17 protein-coding genes are annotated in these 23416 nt (G+C 67.8%); 13 read left to right on the forward strand and 4 right to left on the reverse strand.

Features of this window, described 5'->3' with window-relative positions; genetic code table 11:
• Nucleotides 1-42 precede the first annotated feature (42 nt).
• From AC4GYU_RS04040 to thrS, 9 genes are read left to right on the forward strand one after another with little or no spacing between them, the layout of a single operon-like run.
• Entirely contained in the window at nt 43-468 is a 426-nt protein-coding gene (locus tag AC4GYU_RS04040; RefSeq protein ID WP_491085616.1) for an SUF system Fe-S cluster assembly regulator, read from the forward strand.
• On the forward strand, nt 465-1946 hold the full coding sequence (sufB, locus tag AC4GYU_RS04045; protein WP_491085617.1) for a Fe-S cluster assembly protein SufB: 1482 nt from the start codon (nt 465-467) through the stop codon (nt 1944-1946). Before AC4GYU_RS04040 ends, sufB begins: the two co-directional genes overlap by 4 nt.
• On the forward strand, nt 1947-2687 hold the full coding sequence (sufC, locus tag AC4GYU_RS04050; protein ID WP_491085618.1) for a Fe-S cluster assembly ATPase SufC: 741 nt from the start codon (nt 1947-1949) through the stop codon (nt 2685-2687).
• Complete coding sequence (locus tag AC4GYU_RS04055) at nt 2684-3208, forward strand: hypothetical protein (protein WP_491085619.1); 525 nt, start codon at nt 2684-2686, stop codon at nt 3206-3208. Before sufC ends, AC4GYU_RS04055 begins: the two co-directional genes overlap by 4 nt.
• Complete coding sequence (locus AC4GYU_RS04060; RefSeq protein WP_491085620.1) at nt 3205-3960, forward strand: SufD family Fe-S cluster assembly protein; 756 nt, start codon at nt 3205-3207, stop codon at nt 3958-3960. Before AC4GYU_RS04055 ends, AC4GYU_RS04060 begins: the two co-directional genes overlap by 4 nt.
• The gene (locus AC4GYU_RS04065; RefSeq protein WP_491085621.1) at nt 3957-5147 is read left to right on the forward strand and encodes an aminotransferase class V-fold PLP-dependent enzyme; all 1191 of its coding nucleotides are present in this window, start codon (nt 3957-3959) and stop codon (nt 5145-5147) included. Before AC4GYU_RS04060 ends, AC4GYU_RS04065 begins: the two co-directional genes overlap by 4 nt.
• Nucleotides 5144-5608 carry an SUF system Fe-S cluster assembly protein gene (locus tag AC4GYU_RS04070; protein WP_491085622.1) on the forward strand — a complete coding sequence of 155 codons (465 nt, stop codon included), beginning with the start codon at nt 5144-5146 and terminating at the stop codon, nt 5606-5608. The genes AC4GYU_RS04065 and AC4GYU_RS04070 overlap by 4 nt, the downstream gene beginning before the upstream one ends.
• A complete protein-coding gene (locus AC4GYU_RS04075) occupies nt 5608-5964 on the forward strand; it encodes a HesB/IscA family protein (RefSeq protein WP_491085623.1) in 357 nt (118 codons plus the stop codon). The genes AC4GYU_RS04070 and AC4GYU_RS04075 overlap by 1 nt, the downstream gene beginning before the upstream one ends.
• A gap of 42 nt (nt 5965-6006) precedes the next feature.
• Entirely contained in the window at nt 6007-8019 is a 2013-nt protein-coding gene (gene thrS, locus AC4GYU_RS04080; RefSeq protein ID WP_491085624.1) for a threonine--tRNA ligase, read from the forward strand.
• Nucleotides 8020-8029: 10 nt separating this feature from the next.
• On the opposite strand, the gene AC4GYU_RS04085 is transcribed toward thrS, so the two are convergent.
• Nucleotides 8030-8548: a hypothetical protein gene (locus AC4GYU_RS04085; RefSeq protein ID WP_491085625.1), complete on the reverse strand. Its 519-nt coding sequence runs from the start codon at nt 8546-8548 to the stop codon at nt 8030-8032.
• A 193-nt stretch (nt 8549-8741) separates the two neighbouring features.
• On the opposite strand from AC4GYU_RS04085, the gene infC reads away from it, so the two are divergent.
• On the forward strand, nt 8742-9275 hold the full coding sequence (gene infC, locus AC4GYU_RS04090) for a translation initiation factor IF-3 (RefSeq protein WP_491085626.1): 534 nt from the start codon (nt 8742-8744) through the stop codon (nt 9273-9275).
• A gap of 198 nt (nt 9276-9473) precedes the next feature.
• A complete protein-coding gene (locus tag AC4GYU_RS04095) occupies nt 9474-12329 on the forward strand; it encodes a TonB-dependent receptor (RefSeq protein ID WP_491085627.1) in 2856 nt (951 codons plus the stop codon).
• A 74-nt stretch (nt 12330-12403) separates the two neighbouring features.
• Here AC4GYU_RS04095 and AC4GYU_RS04100 read toward each other — a convergent pair whose 3' ends face one another.
• On the reverse strand, nt 12404-15031 hold the full coding sequence (locus AC4GYU_RS04100; protein WP_491085628.1) for a [protein-PII] uridylyltransferase: 2628 nt from the start codon (nt 15029-15031) through the stop codon (nt 12404-12406).
• Between the two features lie 73 nt (nt 15032-15104).
• On the opposite strand from AC4GYU_RS04100, the gene AC4GYU_RS04105 reads away from it, so the two are divergent.
• A complete protein-coding gene (locus tag AC4GYU_RS04105; protein WP_491085629.1) occupies nt 15105-16241 on the forward strand; it encodes an aspartyl/asparaginyl beta-hydroxylase domain-containing protein in 1137 nt (378 codons plus the stop codon).
• Here the strand turns inward: AC4GYU_RS04105 and mutS are convergent.
• Nucleotides 16226-18811, reverse strand: a complete 2586-nt coding sequence (gene mutS / locus AC4GYU_RS04110; RefSeq protein ID WP_491085630.1) for a DNA mismatch repair protein MutS — start codon at nt 18809-18811, stop codon at nt 16226-16228. The genes AC4GYU_RS04105 and mutS overlap by 16 nt on opposite strands.
• Nucleotides 18812-18958: 147 nt before the next feature.
• On the opposite strand from mutS, the gene AC4GYU_RS04115 reads away from it, so the two are divergent.
• Complete coding sequence (locus AC4GYU_RS04115; protein WP_491085631.1) at nt 18959-21232, forward strand: NADP-dependent malic enzyme; 2274 nt, start codon at nt 18959-18961, stop codon at nt 21230-21232.
• Here the strand turns inward: AC4GYU_RS04115 and AC4GYU_RS04120 are convergent.
• The gene (locus AC4GYU_RS04120) at nt 21229-23319 is read right to left on the reverse strand and encodes a RelA/SpoT family protein (protein ID WP_491085632.1); all 2091 of its coding nucleotides are present in this window, start codon (nt 23317-23319) and stop codon (nt 21229-21231) included. The genes AC4GYU_RS04115 and AC4GYU_RS04120 overlap by 4 nt on opposite strands.
• Between the last annotated feature and the right edge of the window lie 97 nt (nt 23320-23416).

Here is a 23416-nt window from a genome sequence, read left to right on the forward strand (position 1 = left end):
AAATGGAGTGTTCCGGCCTAAATAGGACCGGAACACTCCATTATGCGACTGACCCACCTTGCCGACTATGCGGTCGTGATCCTGACCGCTGCCGCCCAGCACTTGGGCGAGGAGCGCCTGTCCGCGGCCGCGCTATCGGCCGAGACGGGGGTTCCGTTGCCAACGGCGCAGAAGGTGCTCGGCAAGCTTGCCGCGGCCGGGCTGCTGCAGTCGAGCCGGGGCGTCGGCGGCGGGGTGACCCTCGCCCGGGCGCCCGGACTCATCTCGCTGGCCGAGATCATCGAGGCGGTCGAGGGACCGATCGCGATGACCCAGTGCAGCGGGTCGGACGAGGCCAGCGACTGCGCGCTCGACAGCCGCTGCCGGCTAAAGCCGCACATGAACATCGTCAGCCGCACGGTGCGTGACGCACTGGCGGGCGTGACCCTCGAACAGCTGGCGCGCGAGCGCTCCATGGAAATTGCATGACCGACGACGTCACCATCAAGAATCGCGAGGCGCACGAGGCCGCCGACAAGCTTGCCACCTACGAGTGGGGCTTCTCGACCGACATCGAGTCCGAAAAGGCCGAGAAGGGCCTGTCCGAGGATACGGTGCGCTTCATCTCGGCCAAGAAGGGCGAGCCGGAATGGCTGCTCGAATGGCGGCTGAAGGCCTATCGCGCCTGGCTGGAGATGGAGGAGGTCGACTGGGCCAAGCTCGACATTCCGGCGATCGATTACCAGGACGCTTATTATTACGCCGAGCCCAAGAAGAAGCCGACGATCGCGTCGCTCGACGAGCTCGACCCCGAAATTCGCCGCACCTACGAGAAGCTCGGAATCCCGATCGAGGAGCAGAAGGTGCTCGCCGGCGTCGAGGGCGCACGGAAAGTGGCGGTCGACGCGGTGTTCGACAGCGTCTCGGTCGCGACCACCTTCCGCGAGGAACTGGATCGCGCGGGCGTGATCTTCCGCTCGATTTCCGAAGCGGTGAAGGAATTCCCGGACCTCGTCCGCAAGTATCTTGGGTCGGTGGTCCCGCAGCGCGACAATTTCTTCGCCTGCCTGAACTCGGCGGTCTTCTCCGACGGGACCTTCGTTTACATCCCCGAGGGCGTCCGCTGCCCGATGGAGCTGTCGACCTATTTCCGCATCAATGCCGAGAATACGGGCCAGTTCGAGCGGACTTTGATCGTCGCCGACAAGGGCAGCTACGTCAGCTACCTCGAGGGCTGCACCGCGCCGATGCGGGACGAGAACCAGCTTCACGCCGCGGTGGTCGAGATCTTCGCCCACGAGGATGCGGAGGTGAAATATTCCACCGTCCAGAACTGGTATCCGGGCAATTCGGAAGGCGTCGGCGGAATCTACAATTTCGTCACCAAGCGCGCGATGTGCTCGGGCGCGCGCTCGAAGGTGTCGTGGACGCAAGTCGAGACCGGTTCGGCAATCACCTGGAAATATCCGAGCTGCATCTTGAAGGGCGAGGGCAGCGTCGGCGAATTCTATTCGGTCGCGCTCACCAATAACCGCCAACAGGCCGACACCGGCACCAAGATGGTGCACATCGGCGCCAACACCCGCTCGACCATCGTGTCGAAGGGCATTTCGGCGGGCCGCAGCGACAATACCTATCGCGGGCTGGTCCGGGTGCTCCCGGGGGCGGAGAACGTCCGCAACTTCACCCAGTGCGACAGCCTGCTCCTGGGCGACCAGTGCGGCGCGCACACCGTGCCCTATATCGAGGTCAGGAACCCGACCGCGACCATCGAGCATGAGGCGACCACGTCCAAGATCAGCGAGGACCAGCTGTTCTACGCCATGAGCCGCGGGCTGGATCAGGAAGCGGCGGTGGCGCTGATCGTGAACGGCTTCGCCCGCGAAGTGCTGAAGCAGCTGCCGATGGAGTTCGCCGTCGAGGCGCAGAAGCTGCTTGGAATCAGTTTGGAAGGAAGTGTTGGCTAAGTGCTGAAGATCGAGAACCTCCACGCGACCGTCGCCGACAAGCCGATCCTGAACGGTCTCACCCTCTCCGTTCCGGCGGGTGAGGTGCATGCGATTATGGGGCCCAACGGGGCGGGCAAATCGACGCTGGCTTATGTGCTCGGTGGGCGGCCGGGCTATGAGGTGACCGGCGGTTCTGTGACGCTCGACGGCACCGACCTCCTCGCACAGGAAGCGCATGAGCGCGCCGCGGCGGGTCTGTTCCTCGGCTTCCAGTATCCGGTCGAAATTCCCGGCGTGTCGTCGATGCAGTTCATCCGCGAGAGCCTCAATGCCCAGCGCCGCGCTCGCGGCGAGGCGGAGCTGTCAGGTGCCGAATTCATCCGCCTCGCCAAGGCCGAAAGCGCCGAGCTCGGCATGGATGTCGAGATGCTCAAGCGCCCGGTCAACGTCGGCTTCTCGGGCGGCGAGAAGAAGCGCGCCGAGATGGTCCAGATGGGGATCATGCGGCCCAAATTCGCGGTGCTCGACGAGACCGACAGCGGCCTCGACATCGACGCGCTCAGGATCGTCGGCGCCGGCATCAATCGCATCATGCGCGCGCCCGATCGCGGCGTGCTGCTCATCACCCACTACCAGCGGCTGCTCGACGTCGTGCAGCCGGACAAGGTGCATGTTCTCGCGGGCGGGCGGATCGTCCGCTCGGGCGGGCCAGAGCTGGCGCTCGAGCTCGAGCGCGAAGGCTATGCGGAGGTCGCATGATCGCGCGCCTGCTTCTTCTTCCGCTGATGCTCGCGGCATGCAGCCAGCAGCCGCCGGTGGCGGTCAATGACGAGGCGCCGGCGATGACCGACGCGCCCGCGGCCGAGCAGGATGCGATCGAGGACGCGCCGATCGGCAATTCGTCGATGGTGGCGGCAAACCATGCGACGCCGACTGCGCCGGCTTCGAACGGGGCGATGCCGCCCTTCGCCGAAGTGCCGAACGCGCATCCGACCGCGCCCGAGAAGGCGCCGATCCCGGCCAAGTTCCGCGGCACCTATGCCAAAGACGCGGCCGCCTGCGCCGACCTGAATGACCCGAGCCGCCTGACCGTTTCGGGCACGACGGTACGAATGCCCGACAAGGTGATCTTCGGCGACCGCTTCGATACGTCGGATGCGAGCAGTGTCACGGTGTCGGGCAAGATCGAGGGCACCGACACTCCGGCGAGCACGCGCCTGACCCTCGACGGCACGGTGTTGCGTCAGGCGGGCGCCGCCGACCGGGTGCGCTGCGCATGACCGTCGACACGCTTCCGCTCCCGACCCGCAAGGATGAGGCCTGGCGCTATGCCGACCTCGGCGCGCTCGACCGCGTCTGGCACGGGCTTGCCGCGCCGCGCCGGATCGAGATTCCCGCCGCCGAGCAGCACCAGCATGTCCTGATCGCCGCAGACGAGCCGGTCGAGGTGCATCGGGCCGAGATCATTCTTGGGGAAGGCGCGACCCTCGCGCTGTTCGTCCTCAATGGAGTCAGCGACTATGGCCGGGTCGAAGTCGACGTGACCGTCGGCCGGGGCGCGCATTTTGAACTCAGCGCAGCGAATATCGCTGGCGGCAAGGCGACCCAGGAAATCGTCACCGTGGTCCGCCATGTCGAACCCGAGGGCACGTCGAGCCAGACCGTGCGGAGCGTCCTCGCGGGCCAGTCGACCGGTTCCTACCTCGGCAAGGTCGCGGTCGCGCGCCACGCCCAGAAGGTCGACGGCGAACAGTCGGTGAAGGCGATGTTGCTTGATCGCGGCGCGACGGCGAACTGCAAGCCCGAGCTCGAAATCTACGCCGACGACGTGAAGTGCGCCCATGGCGCCAGCGTCGGCGAGCTCGATTCGGATCAGCTCTTCTATGCGCTGTCGCGCGGGCTCGATCCGGCTAGCGCCAAGGCGCTGCTGCTCGAGGGCTTCGTCATGCAATTGTGGGACGGGGCGCCAGAGGACCGGCGCGAAGAACTGGTCGAGGAAACGCGGCGCCTGCTGCGAGCGGTGGCGGCGTGAACGTCCAGGCGCCAATCCCTGCGCCGCTCGACGTGCGTGACCAGTTTCCGGCGATCGCCGGCTGGCACTATCTCGACAGCGCGGTCTCGGCGCAAAAGCCGCAGGCGGTGATCGACGCGATCACCAATGCTTATGCGCGCGATTATGCGAGCGTGCATCGCGGGGTCTACCAGCGCTCGGCCGACATGACGCTCGCCTATGAAGCGGCGCGGGCGCGGGCGGCCGAATTCATTGGCGGCTCGGCCGAGGAGCTGATCTTCACCCGCGGCGCGACCGAGGCGATCAACCTCGTTGCCCATCGCCTGCCCAGGGAAGGCCGCGGGCGGGTGCTCCTCTCGGCGCTCGAGCACCACAGCAACATCGTGCCGTGGCAGCTTGCGGGCTACGAGATCGACGCGGTGCCGCTGACGGCGGATGGGCGGATCGATCTCGACGCGGCCGAAGCGATGATCAGCGAAGAGCATCGGGTGGTGAGCTTCGCGCACGTCTCGAACGTGCTCGGCTCGGTCGTCGACGCGGCCCGCGCGGCGGCGATCACGCATTCAAAGGGCGCCCTGCTGCTGCTCGATGGCTGCCAAGCGGCGCCGCGGCTCGCGGTCGACGTCGCGGCCATCGGCGCGGACTTCTACGCTTATTCGGGGCACAAGCTTTATGGTCCGACCGGGATCGGCGTGCTGTGGGGCCGCAAGGCGCTGCTCGAGAGCATGCCGCCCTGGCAGGGCGGCGGGGCGATGATCGACCGGGTGACCTTCGCTGGCACGACCTTCATGCCGCCGCCGCAGCGCTTCGAGGCGGGCACGCCGCACATCGTCGGCGGGATCGGGCTGGCCGCGGCGATCGACTGGGTCGAGGGGATCGGGGTCGAGCGCCTTCATGCGCACGAGGCGGCGCTGGTCGCCGACTGCCGTGCGCGGCTGCGCGACCTCGGCTTCGTGACGCTCTACGGCCCGGAGGAAAGCGCGGGAATCGTCAGCTTCACGGTCGACGGGGTGCATCCGCACGATGTCGGCACCATATTGGACGATGCCGGGGTGGCGATCCGGGCCGGGCACCATTGCGCCCAGCCGCTGATGGACCTGCTCGGGGTGCCCGCGACCTGCCGGGCGAGCTTCGCCGCGCACAGCGACGCAAGCGATCTGGATGCCCTCGTGGAGGGCCTGCACAAGGTGAAACGGATCTTCGGATGAACGAGGAACGCAAGATCGAGGTCGAGGAAGTGGCGAGCGTCGCGTCGCCCCCCAAGGCGCGTGTCGAAAGCGCGGGCGAGACGTTCGAGCGGAAACGCGACTATCTCGCCGGCTTCCTCAGCGAAACGCCGGCCGAGCTGCCCAAGGGCGGAGCCGGGAGCGATCTTCAGGCCGCGATCGTCGAGACGCTCAAGACCATCTACGACCCGGAAATCCCGGTCGACATCTACGAACTCGGCCTGATCTACGACGTCAGCGTGACCGACGAAGGCGATGCGACGGTGCTGATGACGCTGACCACGCCGCATTGCCCGGTCGCGGAATCGATGCCGGGCGAGGTCGAGATCCGGGTCCTGTCGGTGCCGGGCGTCCGTGACGCCGAGGTGAAGCTCGTCTGGGATCCGCCCTGGGATCCGTCCAAGATGAGCGACGAGGCGCGGCTCGAACTGGGCATGCTGTGATGAGCGAGACCAGGCTCCGCGCCCGCCCTGCGGCGATCATCCTCACCCCGGCCGCCGAGCAGCGCGTCGCCGACCTCATGGCCAAGGCCCCGGCCGACGCGATCGGGGTCAAGCTCTCGACCCCGCGGCGCGGCTGCTCGGGCCTCGCTTATTCGGTCGATTATGTCACGAGCGAGGACAAGTTCGACGAGAAGATCGAGACGCCGGGCGGGACCTTCTACGTCGACGGCGGGTCGATCCTCTACCTGATCGGCTCGACCATGGACTGGCGCGAGGACGATTTCACCGCTGGTTTCGTGTTCGAGAACCCCAATGCCAAGGGCAGCTGCGGCTGCGGGGAAAGCTTCACCGTCTGACGGGGGTGCACATGCCGCGGCTCACCCGCTAAGGGGCGAGCCATGTCCAAGATGTTCCGAATCTCGCTTCCCGATGGTTCCGTCCGGGAGATGCCCGAAGGGTCGACCCCGGCCGATGTCGCCGCGGCGATCGGGCCGGGCCTTGCGAAGGCCGCGCTCGCGGCGCGGGTCAACGGCGAGGTGCGCGACATCATGCGCCCCTTCGAGGAAGACAGCGAGCTCGCGCTGATCACTGCGCGCGACGAGAAGGACGCGCTCGAGCTGGTTCGCCACGACTTCGCCCACGTCCTCGCCGAGGCGGTGCAGAAGCTGTTCCCCGGCACCCAGATCACCTTCGGTCCGGCGACCGACGACGGCTTCTATTACGACTTCGCGCCGTCGGCCGATCGCGGTCCCTTCACCGAGGAGGATTTGCCGGCGATCGAGGAGGCGATGCGCAAGGTGATCGCGGCCGACGAGCCGCTGATCCGCGAAGTGTGGCGCCGCGAGGACGTGCGCGACTTCTTCGCCCGCACCGGCGAGACCTTCAAGGCCGAGTGGGTGATGGAGCTCCCCGCCGACCAGACCATCACCATGTATCGCTCGGGCAGGGGCGACGACGCCTGGATGGATCTGTGCCGAGGTCCGCACCTTGCCTCGACCGGCAAGCTCGACCCGCAGGCGTTCAAGCTGACGCGCGTGTCGGGCGCCTACTGGCGCGGCGATCCCAAGAACCCGATGCTCAGCCGCATCTACGGGACGGCGTGGCTCAACAAGAAGCAGCTCGCCGAGCATCTGACGCGGCTCGAGGAAGCTGCCAAGCGCGACCATCGCAAGATCGGCCAGGCGATGGACCTGTTCCATCTCCAGGCCGAGGCGCACGGCAGCGTCTTCTGGCACCCCAAGGGCTTTCTCATCTGGCGGCAGCTCGAGAGCTACATGCGGCGCAAGCTCGACGCCGCCGGCTATCAGGAGGTGAAGACCCCGCAGGTGATGGACGCGCGCCAGTGGGAGAAGTCGGGCCACTGGGGCAAGTATCGCGAGAACATGTTCGTCATCCCCGACGAAGTGCCGAACACCGAGGACGAGGGTCCCTTGGTGTCGGACGACGCCCAGTGGATGGCCCTGAAGCCGATGAACTGCCCGGCGCACGTCCTCATCTTCAAGCAGGGCATCACCAGCTATCGTGACCTGCCGCTGCGCATGGCCGAGTTCGGCTGCTGCCACCGCAACGAACCGCATGGCGCGCTTCACGGCATCATGCGCGTCCGCCAGTTCACGCAGGACGACGCGCACATCTTCTGCCGCGAGGATCAGCTCGTGCAGGAAGTCCGCGATTTCTGCGACCTGCTCGACGGCATCTACAAGGACCTGGGCTTCGACAAATATGCGGTGAAGCTCGCGCTTCGCCCCGACAAGCGCTTCGGCAGCGACGACATGTGGGACCAGGCCGAGGCCGAGCTGCGCGAAGCGGTGGTGGCGAGCGGCCGGGCGACCGAGGAGTTCGGCTGGGAAGAGCTGCCCGGCGAAGGCGCCTTCTACGCGCCCAAGCTCGAATTCCATCTGACTGATGCGATCGGCCGGACCTGGCAGGTCGGCACCATCCAGTCGGACCGCGTGCTGCCCGAGCGGCTCGATGCGAGCTATGTCGGCGAGGATGGCGAGCGCCACCGGCCGGTGATGCTCCACCGTGCGATCCTCGGCACGTTCGAGCGTTTCATCGGGATCCTGATTGAGCATCATGCGGGCAATCTCCCGCTGTGGCTCGCCCCGGTGCAGGCGGTGGTCGCGACGATCGTCTCGGACGCCGACGGCTATGCCGACGAAGTGAGCGCCAAGCTGCGGGCCGCGGGCTTCCGGGTCGAGGCCGACACGCGCAACGAGAAGATCAACTACAAGGTGCGCGAGCACAGCCTTGCCAAGGTCCCGCTGCTGCTCGTGGTGGGCAAGCGCGAGGCCGAGGAAGGCAGCGTCGCGGTCCGCCGGCTCGGCTCCGAGGAGCGACAGCAGGTGATGAGCCTCGATGAGGCGCTGGCGATGCTTCGGGCCGAAGCGACCCCGCCCGACCTTCGCTAGGGCTCAGGCGCTAGGCCGGATCGCGACGCGCCACCGCGTCGAAATAATGGTGCATGGTGGTGAGCTGCTGGTCGTCGCGGCCGCGGATCGCGCGGCGCGCCGCTTCGGCTTCCTCGCCGATCCGGACCAGCCGCTCGAGCGTCGGCGCGGCATAGTCGCAGCGCTCGTCGGTGCGGGCGGTGCGGCAGCGCTCGAGACAGGCGTCGATCAGCTCGGGCACGCGCTTCTCGCAGCTGATCATCAGCTGGGCCTCGTCGGGCGTAAGCGCGGCGGAGCGGCGCTCGGCGAGAAGGGCGGCGATCCGCTCGCGAGCGAGCCGGGCCTGCTCGCGCTGGCGGCGATCGAGCAATGCGCTGAGGCGTGACCAGCGCGGGTCGAGCGGCATCGCGCGCGGCGCCGCTCCGACGAAATTCGCGGCCGCCGCCTGGAACGAGCGCAGCACGCGCTTCGCCATCCGGACACCGAGCCAGACGAGCGCGATCGTCATCACCAGGAAGAAGATCAGCAGGGCGCCAAGGAATTCGAGCATTGTTTCAACCACTCCCGCTCCCCATGTAGGAACGACGGCGGCGCGCTTCGAGAGGGGCGCAGCTGACGCCACGCCGCCACAGCGGGCAAGAAAAAGCACCGTTTCAGCGGGCCGCACCTTTTCAGCGGCGGTCCGAGCGCCTAGCTGGCAACCTCATCCCATTGCATACGGAGATTGCGTTATACGTCCGCCCATGATGCGCCGCCCGATGGCGCCGCCCCAATTGTCCGGTCCTCGCTACAACGAATTCATCCAGAGCCAGAAGGTGCGGGTGATCGACGAGAACGGCGAGAACCTTGGCGTGATGTATACGCGTGAAGCCATCGAGCAGGCGGCAGACGTCGGCCTCGATCTGGTCGAGATCAGCCCGAACGCCGATCCGCCCGTCGCGAAGTTCCTCGACATCGGCCGCTTCAAATATGAAGCCCAGAAGAAGGCCAACGAGCAGCGCAAGCGCCAGAAGACGCAGGAGATCAAGGAGATCAAAATGCGTCCGAATATCGACGACCACGACTACGAGACCAAGATGAAGAAGGTCGTCGAGTTCCTCGAGGAGGGCGACAAGGTGAAGGTCACCATGCGCTTCCGCGGTCGCGAAATGGCGCACGGCCAGCTCGGCATGGCGGTGCTTCAGCGAGTCGCCGCGGCGACCGCCGAGATCGCCAAGGTGGAGGCCCATCCGCGCATGGAAGGCCGCCAGATGCTGATGGTGATCGCGCCCAAGTGATCCGGCGCGGGTTCGCCTGCGCCTTATCATTCAAGTAAGTTAATGGAAAACCGTTGCTGCGGTGCAGCATGTTGCGGCTCTGACACAGGGCCGCAACATTAGCCGCTGCGGCACGTCCGCGCCGCTTCCCAAGGGGCGCGGCGCTCCTCTACGCCTTCCCTTCTGAAAGAAGTGATTTTCTCGGAGGGGTTCTTTTCCATGCGCAAGTCCATCTGGCTGCTTTCGGCCGGCCTGTTCGCCATCTCGACACCGGCTTATGCCCAGTCGACGGATACCGACGGTCAGGGCGCACAGCCGACCGAAGGTGCGACCGCCGAAGCGGGCGCCGTCGCCAAGACCGACACTCAGCCGCAGACCGCCGAGCAGACCAACCAGGCCGACGTCGGCGACATCGTCGTTACCGCGACCCGCCGTAACGAAGCCCTTTCGGACGTTCCGCTCGCCGTCAGTGCGATCACCGCGCAGACCCTCGAGAATTCGGGCGTCGCCGACATCCGCCAGCTGACCCAGGTCAGCCCCTCGCTGCTCGTTTCCTCGACCTCGTCGGAAGCCGGCGCGGGCGCCGCCCGTATCCGCGGCATCGGCACCGTCGGCGACAACCCCGGCCTCGAAAGCTCGGTCGCGGTCTTCATCGACGGCGTCTATCGCTCGCGTACCGGCGTCGGCCTCACCGAACTCGGCCAAGTCGATCGCATCGAAGTCCTTCGTGGTCCGCAGGGCACCCTGTTCGGCCGCAACGCCTCGGCCGGCCTGATCTCGATCATCACCGCCAAGCCGAGCTTCCAGCGCAAGGTCAATGCCGAGCTGACGGTCGGCAACTATGACCTCCGCCGCCTCGAAGTCGGCGCGACCGGCGCGCTCAACGACCAGTTCGCGATCCGCGCCGACGCCATCTACCTGAAGCGCGACGGCTTCCTCAACGACGTGATCTCGGGCCGCGACGTCAACAATCGCGACCGCTACCTCGTCCGCCTGCAGGGCCTCTACAAGCCGAACGACCAGTTCAGCTTCCGCCTGATCGGCGACTATTCGAAGCGCGACGAGGAATGCTGCGCCGCGACGTTCCTGCGCGCCCGCAACTACGCCAGCGTCGGCGGCGCGGTGGTCGAGCAGCCGTCGAACATCGCCGCCCTCGAGCGTGGGCTCGGCGGTGTCATCAACGACGACACCTTCTCGCGCGACATCGCGATCACCCCGGGCCGCAGCTTCCGCCAGGACGTGAAGGACTATGGCGTGTCGGGCGAAGCGGTGTGGGACTTCGGCGGTGCCGAACTGACCAGCATCACCGCTTATCGCTACAACAACTACATCCGCGGCCAGGACGCGGACTTCAACAACCTCGACATCATCTATCGTGGTGACGACGGCAGCGCCTACAACAAGTTCAAGACCTTCAGCCAGGAACTCCGGCTGCAGGGAAGCGCGGTCAACGACCGCCTGAACTGGCTCGTCGGCGGCTATTTCGCCAACGAGGACCTGACCGTCGCCGACAACCTCAGCTACGGTGCGGACTACGAGCGCTACAGCAACTGCCTGCTCTTCTCGAGCGTGCTCCCGACCGCGGTCCAGACCAGCTCGCCGACCTGCATCAACCAGACGGTCGTGACCGGCACCATCGCCGGCCTGCAGGCGCTGCCCGCGACCGATCCGCGCCGCGCGAACATCCCGGTGCTCCAGGCGCTGAACGCGATCCCGGGCCGCCCCGGCTTCGGCTCGCTCGCCGCGGCGCTCGGCCTGTCGCCGACCACCTCGTTCAACGGGGTCGGCCTGCGTGACGTCTACGACCAGAAGAGCCGCAACTTCGCGCTGTTCACGCACAACATCTTCGCGATCACGGACAATGTGAAGCTGACGATCGGTGCGCGCTACACCCGCGAGCGCAAGACGCTCGATGCGACCTTCAGCGACAACAACCTGCTGTGCCGCACGCTGACCGCGCTCAACGGCACGACCAACCCGCTGGCGGGCTTCCAGGCGCTGCAGCAGCTGCCCTGCGTCATCCCGAGCGTTCCGGGCGGCAGCCTCTCGCTGACCGACGGCAAGCGCACCGAATCGAAGATCTCGGGCACCGCGGTGCTGAGCTGGAAGCCGGCCGACAACGTCCTGACCTATGCGAGCTACTCGCGTGGCTACAAGGCGGGCGGCTTCAACCTCGACCGGTCGGCCTTCGCCCGGACCGTCGTCTCGGGTGCGCCGGGCGGCGTGACCGCGGCGGCTAACCTCAACCAGCTCGAGTTCAAGCCGGAGATCAACGACGCGCTCGAACTCGGCGTGAAGTACAATGGCCGCGGCATCGACATCAACGTCGCCGCCTTCAACCAGCTGTTCCGCGACTTCCAGCTGAACACCTTCAACGGCCTCAACTTCTTCGTCGAGAACATCAACAGCTGCCAGAAGTACCTCGGCGGCGGCGACAGCGACAACGTCGCGACGACCGGTGCCTGCGCCAAGAAGGATCTTCGCGCCGGTGTCCGCAGCCGCGGCATCGAGATCGAGGTCTTCACCCGCCCGGCGACCGACGTGGCGATCAACCTCGGCGGCACCTTCGCCGACACCCGCTATCGTCGTAACCTCGTCGGCACCGACGGCCGCGCGCTGAGCCCGGCGCTGTTCCAGCTGCCGGATCGTCGCCTGTCGAACAGTGCCGCGCTGTCGCTGACCGGCTCGGCCTCGTTCACGCCGCGCATCACCGCCAGCGGCATCCGTGCCCTGTTCTACATGGATGCGCGTCACTCGAGCGCATTCAACACCGGGTCGGACCTCGACTTCGAGAAGATCCAGCCGGCCTACACCGTGGTGAACGGCCGCGTCGGCATCAGCGGTCCGAACGGCCTGTGGGCGGTCGAGCTGTGGGGCCAGAACCTCTTCAACGAGGAAGTGCTGCAGGTCGCGTTCGACGCCACCCTGCAGGGCTCGGGCACCTATCGCGCGGTCCGCAACAACGCCCTTAACGGCGCGGTCCGCGGCTTCACCGCGACCTCCTCCAACCAGCTGTTCGGCGCCTTCCTCGCCGAGCCGCGCACCTACGGCCTGACGCTGCGCACGCGCTTCTAAGCCAAGGGATCGAACAGGAAGGGGCCTCGCGGGAAACCGCGGGGCCCTTTTCCTTTGCGGCAGGGAAAAGAAGGTCAGGCCGCGACGGGCGCGGCGACCTCCTCGACCCGCGCGGCGGCCAGCAGCAGAGGGCGCAACTCAACCTGCTCGGCCTCGCTCAGCTTCCGGCCACTCGCCCCGGCAAGATAGAAGACGTCCACGGCCTTCTCGCCAAAGGTGGCGATATGGGCCGAGTGGATGGTGAGCCCCGCCTGGTGGATGGCGCGGGCGAGCGCCGCGAGCAGGCCGGGCCGGTCGACCGCGCGGACCTCGACCACGGTGAAGCGGCGTGAGGCGCCTTCGGCAATGGTGACCGAAGGGACCAGGGGAAAGGCGGTCATGCGGGTGGTCGGCGCGAGCTCGGGCAGGCGGTCGGCGGCGATCGCGTCGGTGACCGCGCGGACGATGCGGCTGCGCCGGCGCCGGTCGGCATAGGGCCGCCCCTGCCCATCCTGAATCAGGAGATTGTCGAGGGCCATTCCGTCGCGCGTCGTGTGGATCCGCGCGTCGACGATGCCGGCGCCCGCGGCGGCAAGGCCGGCGCAGATGCGGTAGAAGAGGCCGGGGCGGTCGGGCGCGAAGATGGTGACTCGGCTCGCGCCTTCGGCCTCGCCCTCGACGCGGATCGAGGCCGACCGATCGCCGGCAGCCGTGGCTTCGGCGATCTGGCGGGCATTGTCCTCGATCCAGTCGGCGGGTTCGGCCAGCCAGTAGCTGTCGGGCAGGCGGTCGCCGTGGGCGGCGGCGGTGGCTTCGTCCCATCCCATCGCCCGCCGGAGAGCGTCCTGGCGGGCGGCGACTTCCTCGCTTCGGCCACGCTGCTTGTGGCCGAGCCGCAGCCGCTCCTCGGCGAGGTCGTAGAGGGTGCGAAGAAGGCCGCGCTTCCAGTCGGTCCAGACGACGGGCCCGACGGCTCGGATGTCGACCACGGTCAGGAGGAAGAGCAGGCGGAGACGCTCGGCGCTCTGCACCTCGGCGACGAGGTCGTCGATCGTCTTGGGATCGGCGAGATCGCGCTTGAAGGCGGTACGGCTGAGGAGGAGATGCTGGCGGACCAGCCAGGCGACGGTGTCGGTCTCACCCGGGTCGAGCCCGAGGCGTGGGCAAAGCTCGCGGGCGACCTCTTCGCCAAGAATGCTGTGGTCGCCTTTGCGGCCCTTGGCGATGTCGTGAAGCAGCACCGCGACATAGAGGACGCGGCGCGACCCGATCTGCCGGAAGAGCGCGCTGGCCAGTGGATGGTCCTCGGCGAGCTCCCCCCGCTCGATCGCCGCCAGCAGCCCGACCGCGCGGATCGTATGCTCGTCGACGGTATAGTGGTGGTACATGTCGAACTGCATCTGGCCGACCACGCGGCGGAAGTCGGGGACGAAGCGGCCGAAGACATTGGCCTCGTTCATCCAGCGCAGCACCAGTTCGGGCCGGTCGCGGCTGGTCAGTACCTCGAGGAACAGGGCATTGGCCTCGGGATCGTCGCGGACGTCGTCGACCAGCCGCGAATCCCGGGTCGCGATCCGCATCGCGTGGGGATGCACCTCCATCTTCTCGCGGGCGGCAATGGCGAAGAGGGCAAGCAGGCGGCGCGGGTCCTCGCGGAGATAGCGATCGTGCGGCAGCGCCAGCCGGCCACGATCGATGACGAACCCGCCGAGCCGCCGCGGACGGCGGAGGAAGGTCGGCATGGCGAAGCGGCGGCCCTTGCTGCCGAGCTGGTCGTCGAGCTGGGCAAGGAACTGGCCGGTAAGGTCCCCCACGGTCCGTGCCTGAAGGAAGTACATGTGCATGAAGCGCTCGACCGCGCTCTTGCCCGGACGATCGGCATAATGGAGCGCTTCGGCCAGTTCGCGCTGGTGGGCGAAGCTCAGCCGTTCCTCGGCCCTCCCGGCGGAGGCATGAAGCAGGCAGCGCACCGACCAGAAGAAGCGCGCCGCGCGATCGAACCGGGCATATTCGGCATGGGTCAGCAGGCGCTCGGTGACTAGTTCCTCGGGCCTGGCGATCCGGCGGACATAGCGCCCGACCCACATCAGGGTCTGGAGGTCGCGAAGGCCACCCTTGCCGTTCTTGACGTTGGGCTCGACGAGATAGCGGCTGTCGCCGAATTTCTCGTGGCGCTCGTCGCGCTCGGCAAGCTTGGCGGCGACGAACTCGGCCGCGCTGCCGCTGACGATCTCGGACCAGAAACGGGCGTCCGCCTCCTCGTAGAGCGCGCGGTCGCCGGTGACGAAGCGACTCTCGAGCATGGCCGTGCGGATGGTCATGTCCTCCTGCGCAAGCTTCAGCAGCTCGGGCAGGGTGCGGATCGCCTGGCCGACCTTCAGCTTGGCATCCCACAGCGCATAGAGTGTCGCCTCGATCACCTGCTCGCACCAGGCGGCGCGCGGGTGAGGGACGAGGAACATGAGGTCGATGTCGCTGAACGGCGCCATCTCGCCGCGGCCGTAACCGCCGAGGGCAACCAGCGCGACACGCTCGGCGGCGGTCGGGTTGCTGTTCGGGTAGAGGCGGCAGGCGTCGGCAAAGGCCTGTGCGACGAGGCTGTCGGTGAAGGCTGAGACGGCCGCAGCGTGGCTCCGGCCCGCCTCGGGCGCCGCCGCAAGACGCTCGGCAAGGTCGATGCGGAAGGCTTCGATTCGCTCGGGCAGTGAGGCGTTGAGGTCCACATTTCCCTCCTACAGGCTGTCGCCTTGCCGGGCGAGGGGCGCATGCTAGTCTTGTTCGCACGGGGGTGCGGTCATGGACTGGGGCAACGTCGTCGCGCGCGCAGTGGAATGCCTGAGGGCAGGGGACGCCGCCGCGGCCCGCGCCCTTCTCGAACCGGCGGTGGAACGCCCCGACGCCCCGCCCGCCGCTTGGCTGCTTCTCGCGGATTCGCGGCGGATCGGTGGCGACGAGCCTGGCCATGAAGCGGCGCTCGACCGCGCGCTGGCCCGTGACGGCCGCTTCGTCCCCGCCCTGCTCGCTAAGGGAGAGTTGCTAGGCCAGCGCGGCGACGACCGGGGCTCGGTCAGCTTCCTGTCACTGGCTCTGGCCAATGCCCCTTCCGACGCGCCGCCAGCGCTCGCCGCCCGGCTCGTTCGTGCGCGGGAGATGGTCGCCGCGGCACAGGCGCGGTTCATGGACCATCTCCAGGGTGAGCTTGGTCGGGCCGGGTTCGGCGGCGCGCATCCGCCGCGTTTTGCCGAAGCGCTTGCGATCCTGTCGGGCAGCAAGGCGATGCAAATCCAGCAGCCGACCAGCTTCTTCTACCCGGGCCTGCCGCAGACCGCCTTTCATGACCCGGCCGACCATCCGTGGGTTCGGATGCTCGAAGCGGCCGCCCCGGCGATGCGCGCGGAGCTGGAGGCCCTGCTCCAGGAAGAGGGTGCGTTCGCGCCTTATGTGCAGGGCGATCCCGCACGTCCGAACCGCGGGCATGCGCTCCTCGACGATCCGCGCTGGAGCGCACTCTACCTGTGGCGGAACGGCAGGCCGGTCGCGGACAATGCCGCGCGCTGCCCGGCGACGATGCGTGCGCTCGAGGCGGCGCCGATGCCGATGATCCCCGGGCGTGCGCCCAACGTCCTCTTCTCGATGCTTCGACCGAAGACCCACATTCCGCCGCACTGGGGCATGCTCAATACGAGGCTGATCTGCCACATTCCGCTGATCGTGCCCGACGGTTGCCGCCTCCGGGTCGGCAATCATGAGCGGACCGTCGAGGCGGGGAAGGCTCTCCTCTTCGACGATTCGATCGAGCACGAGGCGTGGAACGACAGCGACGAAGTGCGTGTGATCCTGCTGCTCGAAGTGTGGAATCCCGCGCTCGATGCGGCCGAACGCGCGCGGCTGACCGCGATGTTCGAGGGCATCAACCTCTACGGCGAGGGCTGAGCGAGCGCCTTTAGCCGGTAGAGTGCTTCGAGTGCCTCGCGCGGGGTGAGCGCGTCGGGATCGATCGCGCTTAGCGCGTCGGCCAGCGGATCGGCGGCGGCAGGTTCCTTGGCCAGCGCGGCAAACAGCGGCAGGTCGTCGAGCCCGGCGGCGATCCCGCCCGTTGCGTCGCGCCCGGCCTCGAGCTTTGCGAGCACCGCCTTCGCCCGCGACACGACCGCCGGGGGAAGGCCGGCCAGCCGCGCCACCGCGATACCATAGCTGCGGTCGGCGGCCCCCTCGGCGACCTCGTGGAGGAGGACGAGATCGCCCTTCCATTCGCGCGCACGAACGTTGTGGAGCGACAGGCAGGGAAGCCGTCCGGCAAGCCGCGTCAGCTCGTGATAATGGGTCGCGAAAAGGGTCCGGCTCCTCGCTTCGTCATGCATCGCCTCGACCACCGCCCAGGCGATGGCGAGCCCGTCATAGGTCGAGGTGCCGCGGCCGATCTCGTCGAGGATGACGAGGCTGCGCTCGGTCGCCTGCGCGAGGATGGCCGCGGTCTCGACCATCTCGACCATGAAGGTCGAGCGGCCGCGGGCGAGATTGTCGGACGCGCCGACCCGGCTGAACAGGCGATCGACGAGGCCGACCCTGGCGCGGGCGGCGGGGACGAAGCTGCCCGCCTGGGCGAGGAGAGCGATCAGCGCGACCTGGCGAAGGAAGGTCGACTTGCCGCCCATGTTGGGACCGGTGATCAGCCATAGCCGGTCGCTCGCGCCGAGCATGCAGTCATTGGCGACGAACCGCTCGCCGCTGGCGGTGAGGGCGCGTTCGACCACCGGGTGACGGCCGGCCTCGATCTCGAGGCAGGGGGCGTCGTCGAGCGCGGGCCGGGTCCAGCTGCCCTCGATCGCCCGCTCGGCAAGGCCGGCCGCGACGTCGATCCGGGCAAGCGCGTCGGCGCTGGTGGCGATCGCCTCGGCCTTTGCGATGGCGGCCTCGGTGAGGCGCTGGAAATGCGCCTGCTCGAGAGCGAGCGCATGGCCGCCGGCCTCGAGAACCCGGCTTGCCTCCTCGTGGAGGGCGGGGCTGTTGAAGCGGACCGCGCCGGCAAGGGTCTGGCGGTGGGTGAAGCCGCTATCGGGCGCAAGCAGGCGATCGGCATGCCGTGCCGGCACCTCGACATGATAGCCGAGGACGGCATTGTGGCGGATCTTGAGCGCGGCGATGCCGGTGAGTTCGCGATAACGTCCCTCGAGCTCGGCGATGGCCCGGCGGCCGTCGGTCGAGGCGCTGCGCAGCCGGTCGAGTTCGGGATCATGACCCTCGGCGATGAAGCCTCCCTTGGCGGCATCGAGCGGTGGCGAGGGGACAAGCGCGCGGGCGAGCTGGTCGACCAGCGCTTCATGGCCCCCGAGGTCTGGCAGCAGAGCATCGAGCAGCGCAGGGCGGAGCGCCTGGCCGGCAAGCGCCGCGGCGAGGTCGGCGGCACCGGACAGTCCGTCGCGCAGTGCGGCAAGGTCGCGCGGGCTGCCGCGTCCGGCGACGAGGCGGCCGAGTGCCCGGCCGAGATCAGGCAGGCTGCGGAGGACGGAGCGGACCCGTTCGCGGCGGATCGGCTCCTCGGTGAGCCAGGCGACGAGGTCGAGCCGTTCCTCGATCCGGCGCCGATCGGTGAGCGGTGCGGCAAGATCCTGACCGAGCAGGCGGCGACCTGCGGCGGTGACGCAACGGTCGACTTCGGCGAACACCGAGCCCGCCACCGCGCCGTCCTGCGCACGGCAGATCTCGAGGCTGGCGCGGGTCGCGGCGTCGATCGCCATATGGGCCGAGCGCTGGACCCGGCGGGGGAGACCAAGGAAGGCGGTCGATTCGCGCTGGGTCGAATCGAGATAGGCGAGCAGGCCCGAAGCAGCGGCGAGTTCGGCGCGACCGGGATTGCCGAGGCCGGCGAGGTCGGCGAGGCCGAACCGCCGTTTCAGGGCCCGTTCGCCCGATGCGCTGTCGAATCCGTCGTGCTTCCAGCGTCCGGCGATGCCCGCGACGGGCTCCGCGCCGATCACCTCGGCGGGACCGAGGCGTGCCAGCTCGGCGGCGAGCTCGCCCTCGCCGCAGGCAATGAGTTCGAAGCGGCCGGTCGAGATATCGCAGGCGGCAATCGCCCACTCCTCGCCTGCGCGCCCGATCGCGGCCAGCCAGTTGGCCGAGCCGCTGTCGAGGAGATTGTCCTCGGTGAGCGTGCCCGGCGTGACCAGCCGCACGATGGCGCGGTCGACCAGTGCCTTGGAACCGCGCAGGCGCCGCGCCTCGGCCGGGCTCTCGGTCTGCTCGGCGATGGCGACGCGGTGGCCGGCACGGATCAGCCGGGCGAGATAGCCTTCGGCCGAATGAACCGGGACCCCGCACATCGGCACTTCGTCGCCGCGCCGGGTCAGCGCGATGTCGAGGCAGGAGGCGGCGACCTTGGCGTCGTCGAAGAAGAGCTCGAAGAAGTCGCCCATCCGGTAGAACAGCAAGGCGTCACCGGCCTCGGCCTTGAGGCGGTGATATTGCTGCATCATTGGGGTGTCGGCGTCGGCCCGGGCCATGCCACCGTCCTAGCTGCTCATCGCGCCTCACGTAACCACTTCGTTCGTGCTGAGCGCAGTCGAAGCACGCTCGCGCCAAAGCCCTTCGACTTCGCTCAGGGCGAACGATCGTTGGGAAACATAGGCAAATCGGCTAGGGGCTCCCCCATGTCCGAAAGCAATGTGAAGTTTTCCGAAGCCGAGGCGCTGCATTTCCACTCGCGTGGGCGGCCCGGCAAGATCGAGATCGTCGCGTCGAAGCCGATGGCGACCCAGCGCGACCTCAGCCTCGCTTATTCGCCCGGCGTGGCCGTGCCCGTGCGCGCGATCGCCGAGGATCCGGCAACGGCCTACGACTATACCGCCAAGGGCAATCTCGTCGCGGTTATCTCCAACGGGACGGCGATCCTCGGTCTCGGTGACCTTGGCGCACTGGCGTCGAAGCCGGTGATGGAAGGCAAGGCGGTGCTGTTCAAGCGCTTTGCCGACGTCGATTCGATCGACCTCGAGGTCGACACGCGCGATGCCGAGGCGTTCATCAACGCGGTGGCCCTGCTCGAGCCGAGCTTCGGCGGGATCAATCTCGAGGACATTGCCGCGCCCGACTGCTTCGTGATCGAGCAGACGCTGCGCGAGCGGATGAACATTCCGGTGTTCCATGACGACCAGCATGGCACCGCGATCATCACCGCTGCCGGCCTCATCAACGCCTGCCTGCTGACCGGCCGCGACCTCAGGGACATCAAGGTGGTGGTGAATGGCGCCGGCGCGGCGGCGATCGCCTGCACCGAGCTCATCAAGGCGATGGGCGTGCGCGGCGACAATGTCATCATGTGCGACCGCACCGGGGTCATTCACAAGGGCCGCGACGATCTCGACCAGTGGAAGAGCGCGCATGCGGTCGAGACCGAGCGCCGATCACTCGCGGATGCGCTGAAGGGCGCGGACGTGTTCCTCGGCCTGTCGGCGGCGAAGGCGCTGAAGCCCGAATGGGTGACCGACATGGCGCCCAAGCCGATCATCTTCGCGATGGCCAATCCCGATCCCGAGATCACGCCGCCCGAAGCCAAGGCGGCGCGCCCGGACGCCATCGTGGCGACCGGCCGGTCGGACTACCCCAACCAGGTCAACAACGTCCTCGGCTTCCCCTTCATCTTCCGGGGGGCGCTCGACGTGCGCGCGACCGCGATCAACGACGAGATGAAGATCGCCGCCGCCAATGCGCTCGCCGAACTGGCGCGCGAGGCGGTCCCCGAGGAAGTGGCCGCGGCCTATGGCGGCATCAGCCAGCGCTTCGGCGCCGACTACATCATTCCGGCCCCGTTCGACCCGCGGCTGATGGAGCGGGTGCCCGCGGCGGTCGCCGAAGCCGCGATGCGCTCGGGCGTCGCCCAGCGCCCGATCGAGAATTTCGCCGCCTATCGCCAGCAGCTCCGGGCTCGGCTCAACCCGACCGTCAGCGTGCTCAGCCTCGCCTACGAGGCGGCCAAGGCCAATCCCAAGCGCGTGCTGTTCGCCGAGGGCGAGGAGCATGTGGTGCTGCGCGCCGCCATCGCCTTCAAGGAAGGGGGCTATGGCACGCCGGTGCTGGTCGGGCGCGACGACGTCCATGACCGGCTGCGCGAGCTCGGGATCGACGATCCGTCAGGCTACGAAGTCCTCAACAGCCGCAATTCGCCGCTCGTCGGTCGTGCGGTCGACCACCTCTATGCCCGGCTCCAGCGCAAGGGCTTCCTGCGCCGCGAGATCGAGCGGATGGTCAACCAGGACCGCAACTATTTCGCCGCCGCCATGCTCGCGCTGGGGGAAGCCGATGCGATGATCACCGGCGTCACTCGCCCCTTCAGCCAGTCGCTCCGGCAGGTCGAGATGGTGATCGACCATGAGGAAGGAAGCGATCCGTTCGGCGTGAACATTATCGTCGGGCAGAACCAGACGGTGCTGATCGCCGACACCGCGGTGACCGAGCGCCCGACCGCCGAGCAACTGGCGGCGATCGCGATCCGCTCGGCGGCTTTCGCCCGCCGCATGGGGCAGGAGCCGCGCGTCGCGTTTGTCAGCTATACCACCTTCGGCAACCCGCCCGGCGCCTATGTCGGTGAATTGCGCGAGGCGGTGGCACTGCTCGACACGCGCTCGGTCGACTTCGAATATGAAGGCGAGATGGCGCCTGACCTCGCGCTCAACCACGACATGCAGCGGCGCTTCTATCCGTTCAGCCGCCTGTCGGGTCCGGCCAACATCCTGATCATGCCGGGCCTACAATCGGCCAGCCTGTCGGCGAAGATGCTGCGCGCGCTGAGCGGCGAGAATGTTCTCGGGCCGTTCCTGCTCGGCATGAAGCTGCCGGTGCAGATCGCGCCGATGACCGCTGGCGCGAGCGATCTCGTGACCCTCGCGGTGCTCGCCGCTGGCGCGGTCGACGGGGTGCGGCGGGGCTAGACCCGCTCGACGCTCGAGACGGCGTCGGTCGCCCGGAGCGCGGCCATGATCGAGTGGAGGTGCGCAAGATCGTGCACTTCCACGTCGACGTGGAAGGTGTGGAAGCTGCCGTCGCGGTGGACCTGGGCGAGATTGACGATGTTCGCGCCCTTGGCGCCGAGCGTCGTCGCCATGCTGCCGAGCGCGCCGGCGACGTCGCGCAGGATGATGCAGAGGCGCGCGGCCGCCCCGTCCGAATCGTCGCTCCAGCTGAGGTCGAGCCAGTCGGCGTCGATCCCGCTCGCGAGGAGGTCGCAGCCGATCGCATGGACCTCGATCTCCTCGTCCTCGCGGCGGAGGCCGACGATCCGGTCGCCCGGAATCGGGTGGCAGCAGGGCGCGAGGTGGAAGGCGACCCCCGGGGTCAGGCCGCGGATCGAGATGGCACGGCGCTGCGCGGCCGGCCGCGGGGCGACATCGCCGCCGGTCGATCCGGGCACCAGCGCCTCCATCAGCGCCTCGTCGCCGATCCGCTTGCGCGCGATGGCGATCATCAGCGCGTCCTCGTCCTCGAGCTTGAGCTTCTTCAGCGCGCGCGGGAGCGCTTCCTTGGGTGGGGCCACGGGCAGGCGGGCGACGATCTCGTCATAGATCTTGCGGCCGAGCTCGACCGTCTCGTCGCGCTCCTTGTGGCGGACGAAGCGGCGGATCGCCGAGCGCGCCTTGCCGGTCGCGACGAAGCGCAGCCACGACGGCTGGGGCGTCTGCGCGTCCGAGGTCAGGATTTCGACCTGGTCGCCATTGTCGAGAAGCGTGCGCAGAGGGACCACCCGGCCGTTGACCTTGGCGCCGACGGTCTTGTCGCCGAGGCGGGTGTGGACGGCATAGGCGAAGTCGACCGGGGTCGCGCCCTTGGGAAGCTGGATGAGCTCGCCCTTGGGAGTGAAGGCGAAGATCCGGTCCTGGTACATCGCCATCCGGGTATGCTCGAGGAGCTCCTCGGGGCTGGCGGCATGGTCGAGGATCTCGACCAGGTCGTCGATCCAGGGGACGTGGATATCCGCGACCGGCTTGCCTTCCTTGTAGGCCCAGTGGGAGGCAAGTCCCTTCTCGGCCTGGAGATGCATCTCGCGGGTCCGGATCTGGACCTCGATACGCATCTTGCTGTCGTGGATCACCGACGTGTGCAGCGAACGGTATCCGTTGCGCTTGGGCGTCGAGATGAAGTCCTTGAAGCGGCCGGGGACCATCGGCCAGCGGCGGTGGATGTCGCCGAGGGTGCGGTAGCAATCGGCCTCGTCGGCGACGATCACGCGGAAGGCCATGACGTCCGACAATTGCTCGAAGCTGATGTGGCGCTCGGCCATCTTGCGCCAGATCGAATAGGGATGCTTCTCGCGCCCGGTGACCTCGGCCTCGAGCCCGTGGTCGGCGAGGTGGAGCTTGAGCCCGAGCCCGATCCTGCTGACGAGGTCGCCGCCCTCGGCATGAAGCTGGGCAAGGCGGCGGGTGATCGAGGCGTAGGCGTCCGGCTCCAGCTCGCGGAAAGCCAGCGTCTGCATCTCGTTCATGATCTCGTACATGCCGATCCGCTCGGCGAGCGGCGCATAGATATCCATCGTCTCGCGCGCGATCCGGCGGCGCTTCTCCTCATTCTTAATGTGGTGGAGCGTGCGCATGTTGTGGAGCCGGTCGGCCAGCTTCACGAGGAGGACACGGATGTCGCCGGAGAGCGCGAGCAGGAACTTGCGGAGGTTCTCGGCAGCCCGCTCGCTCTCGGACTGGGCCTCGATCTTGCTGAGCTTGGTCACGCCGTCGACCAAGCGCGCGACGCTGGCACCGAACAGCCGCTCGACCTCATCGGGGGTGGCCACCGTATCCTCGATCGTGTCGTGGAGGATCCCGGTGACGATCGTCTCGTCGTCGAGCTTCAGGTCGGTAAGGATCCCGGCCACCTCGATCGGGTGGCTGAAATAGGGATCGCCCGAGGCACGGGTCTGCGAACCATGCGCCTTCATCGAGAAAACGTAGGCGCGGTTGATCAATCCCTCATCGGCATCGGGATCGTAAGAGCGAACCCGCTCGACCAGCTCATATTGACGAAGCACTTTCGCTATGTGGGACGAGCAGGCGTCCTGTTGCAAGTGCGAAGTGGTGCGTCCCCGCAGCAACATTAACCTATGTTAGTGCAAGCGCGCTGGCGAC

The sequence above is a fragment of the Sphingomonas sp. SP2 genome (genome assembly GCF_058313385.1).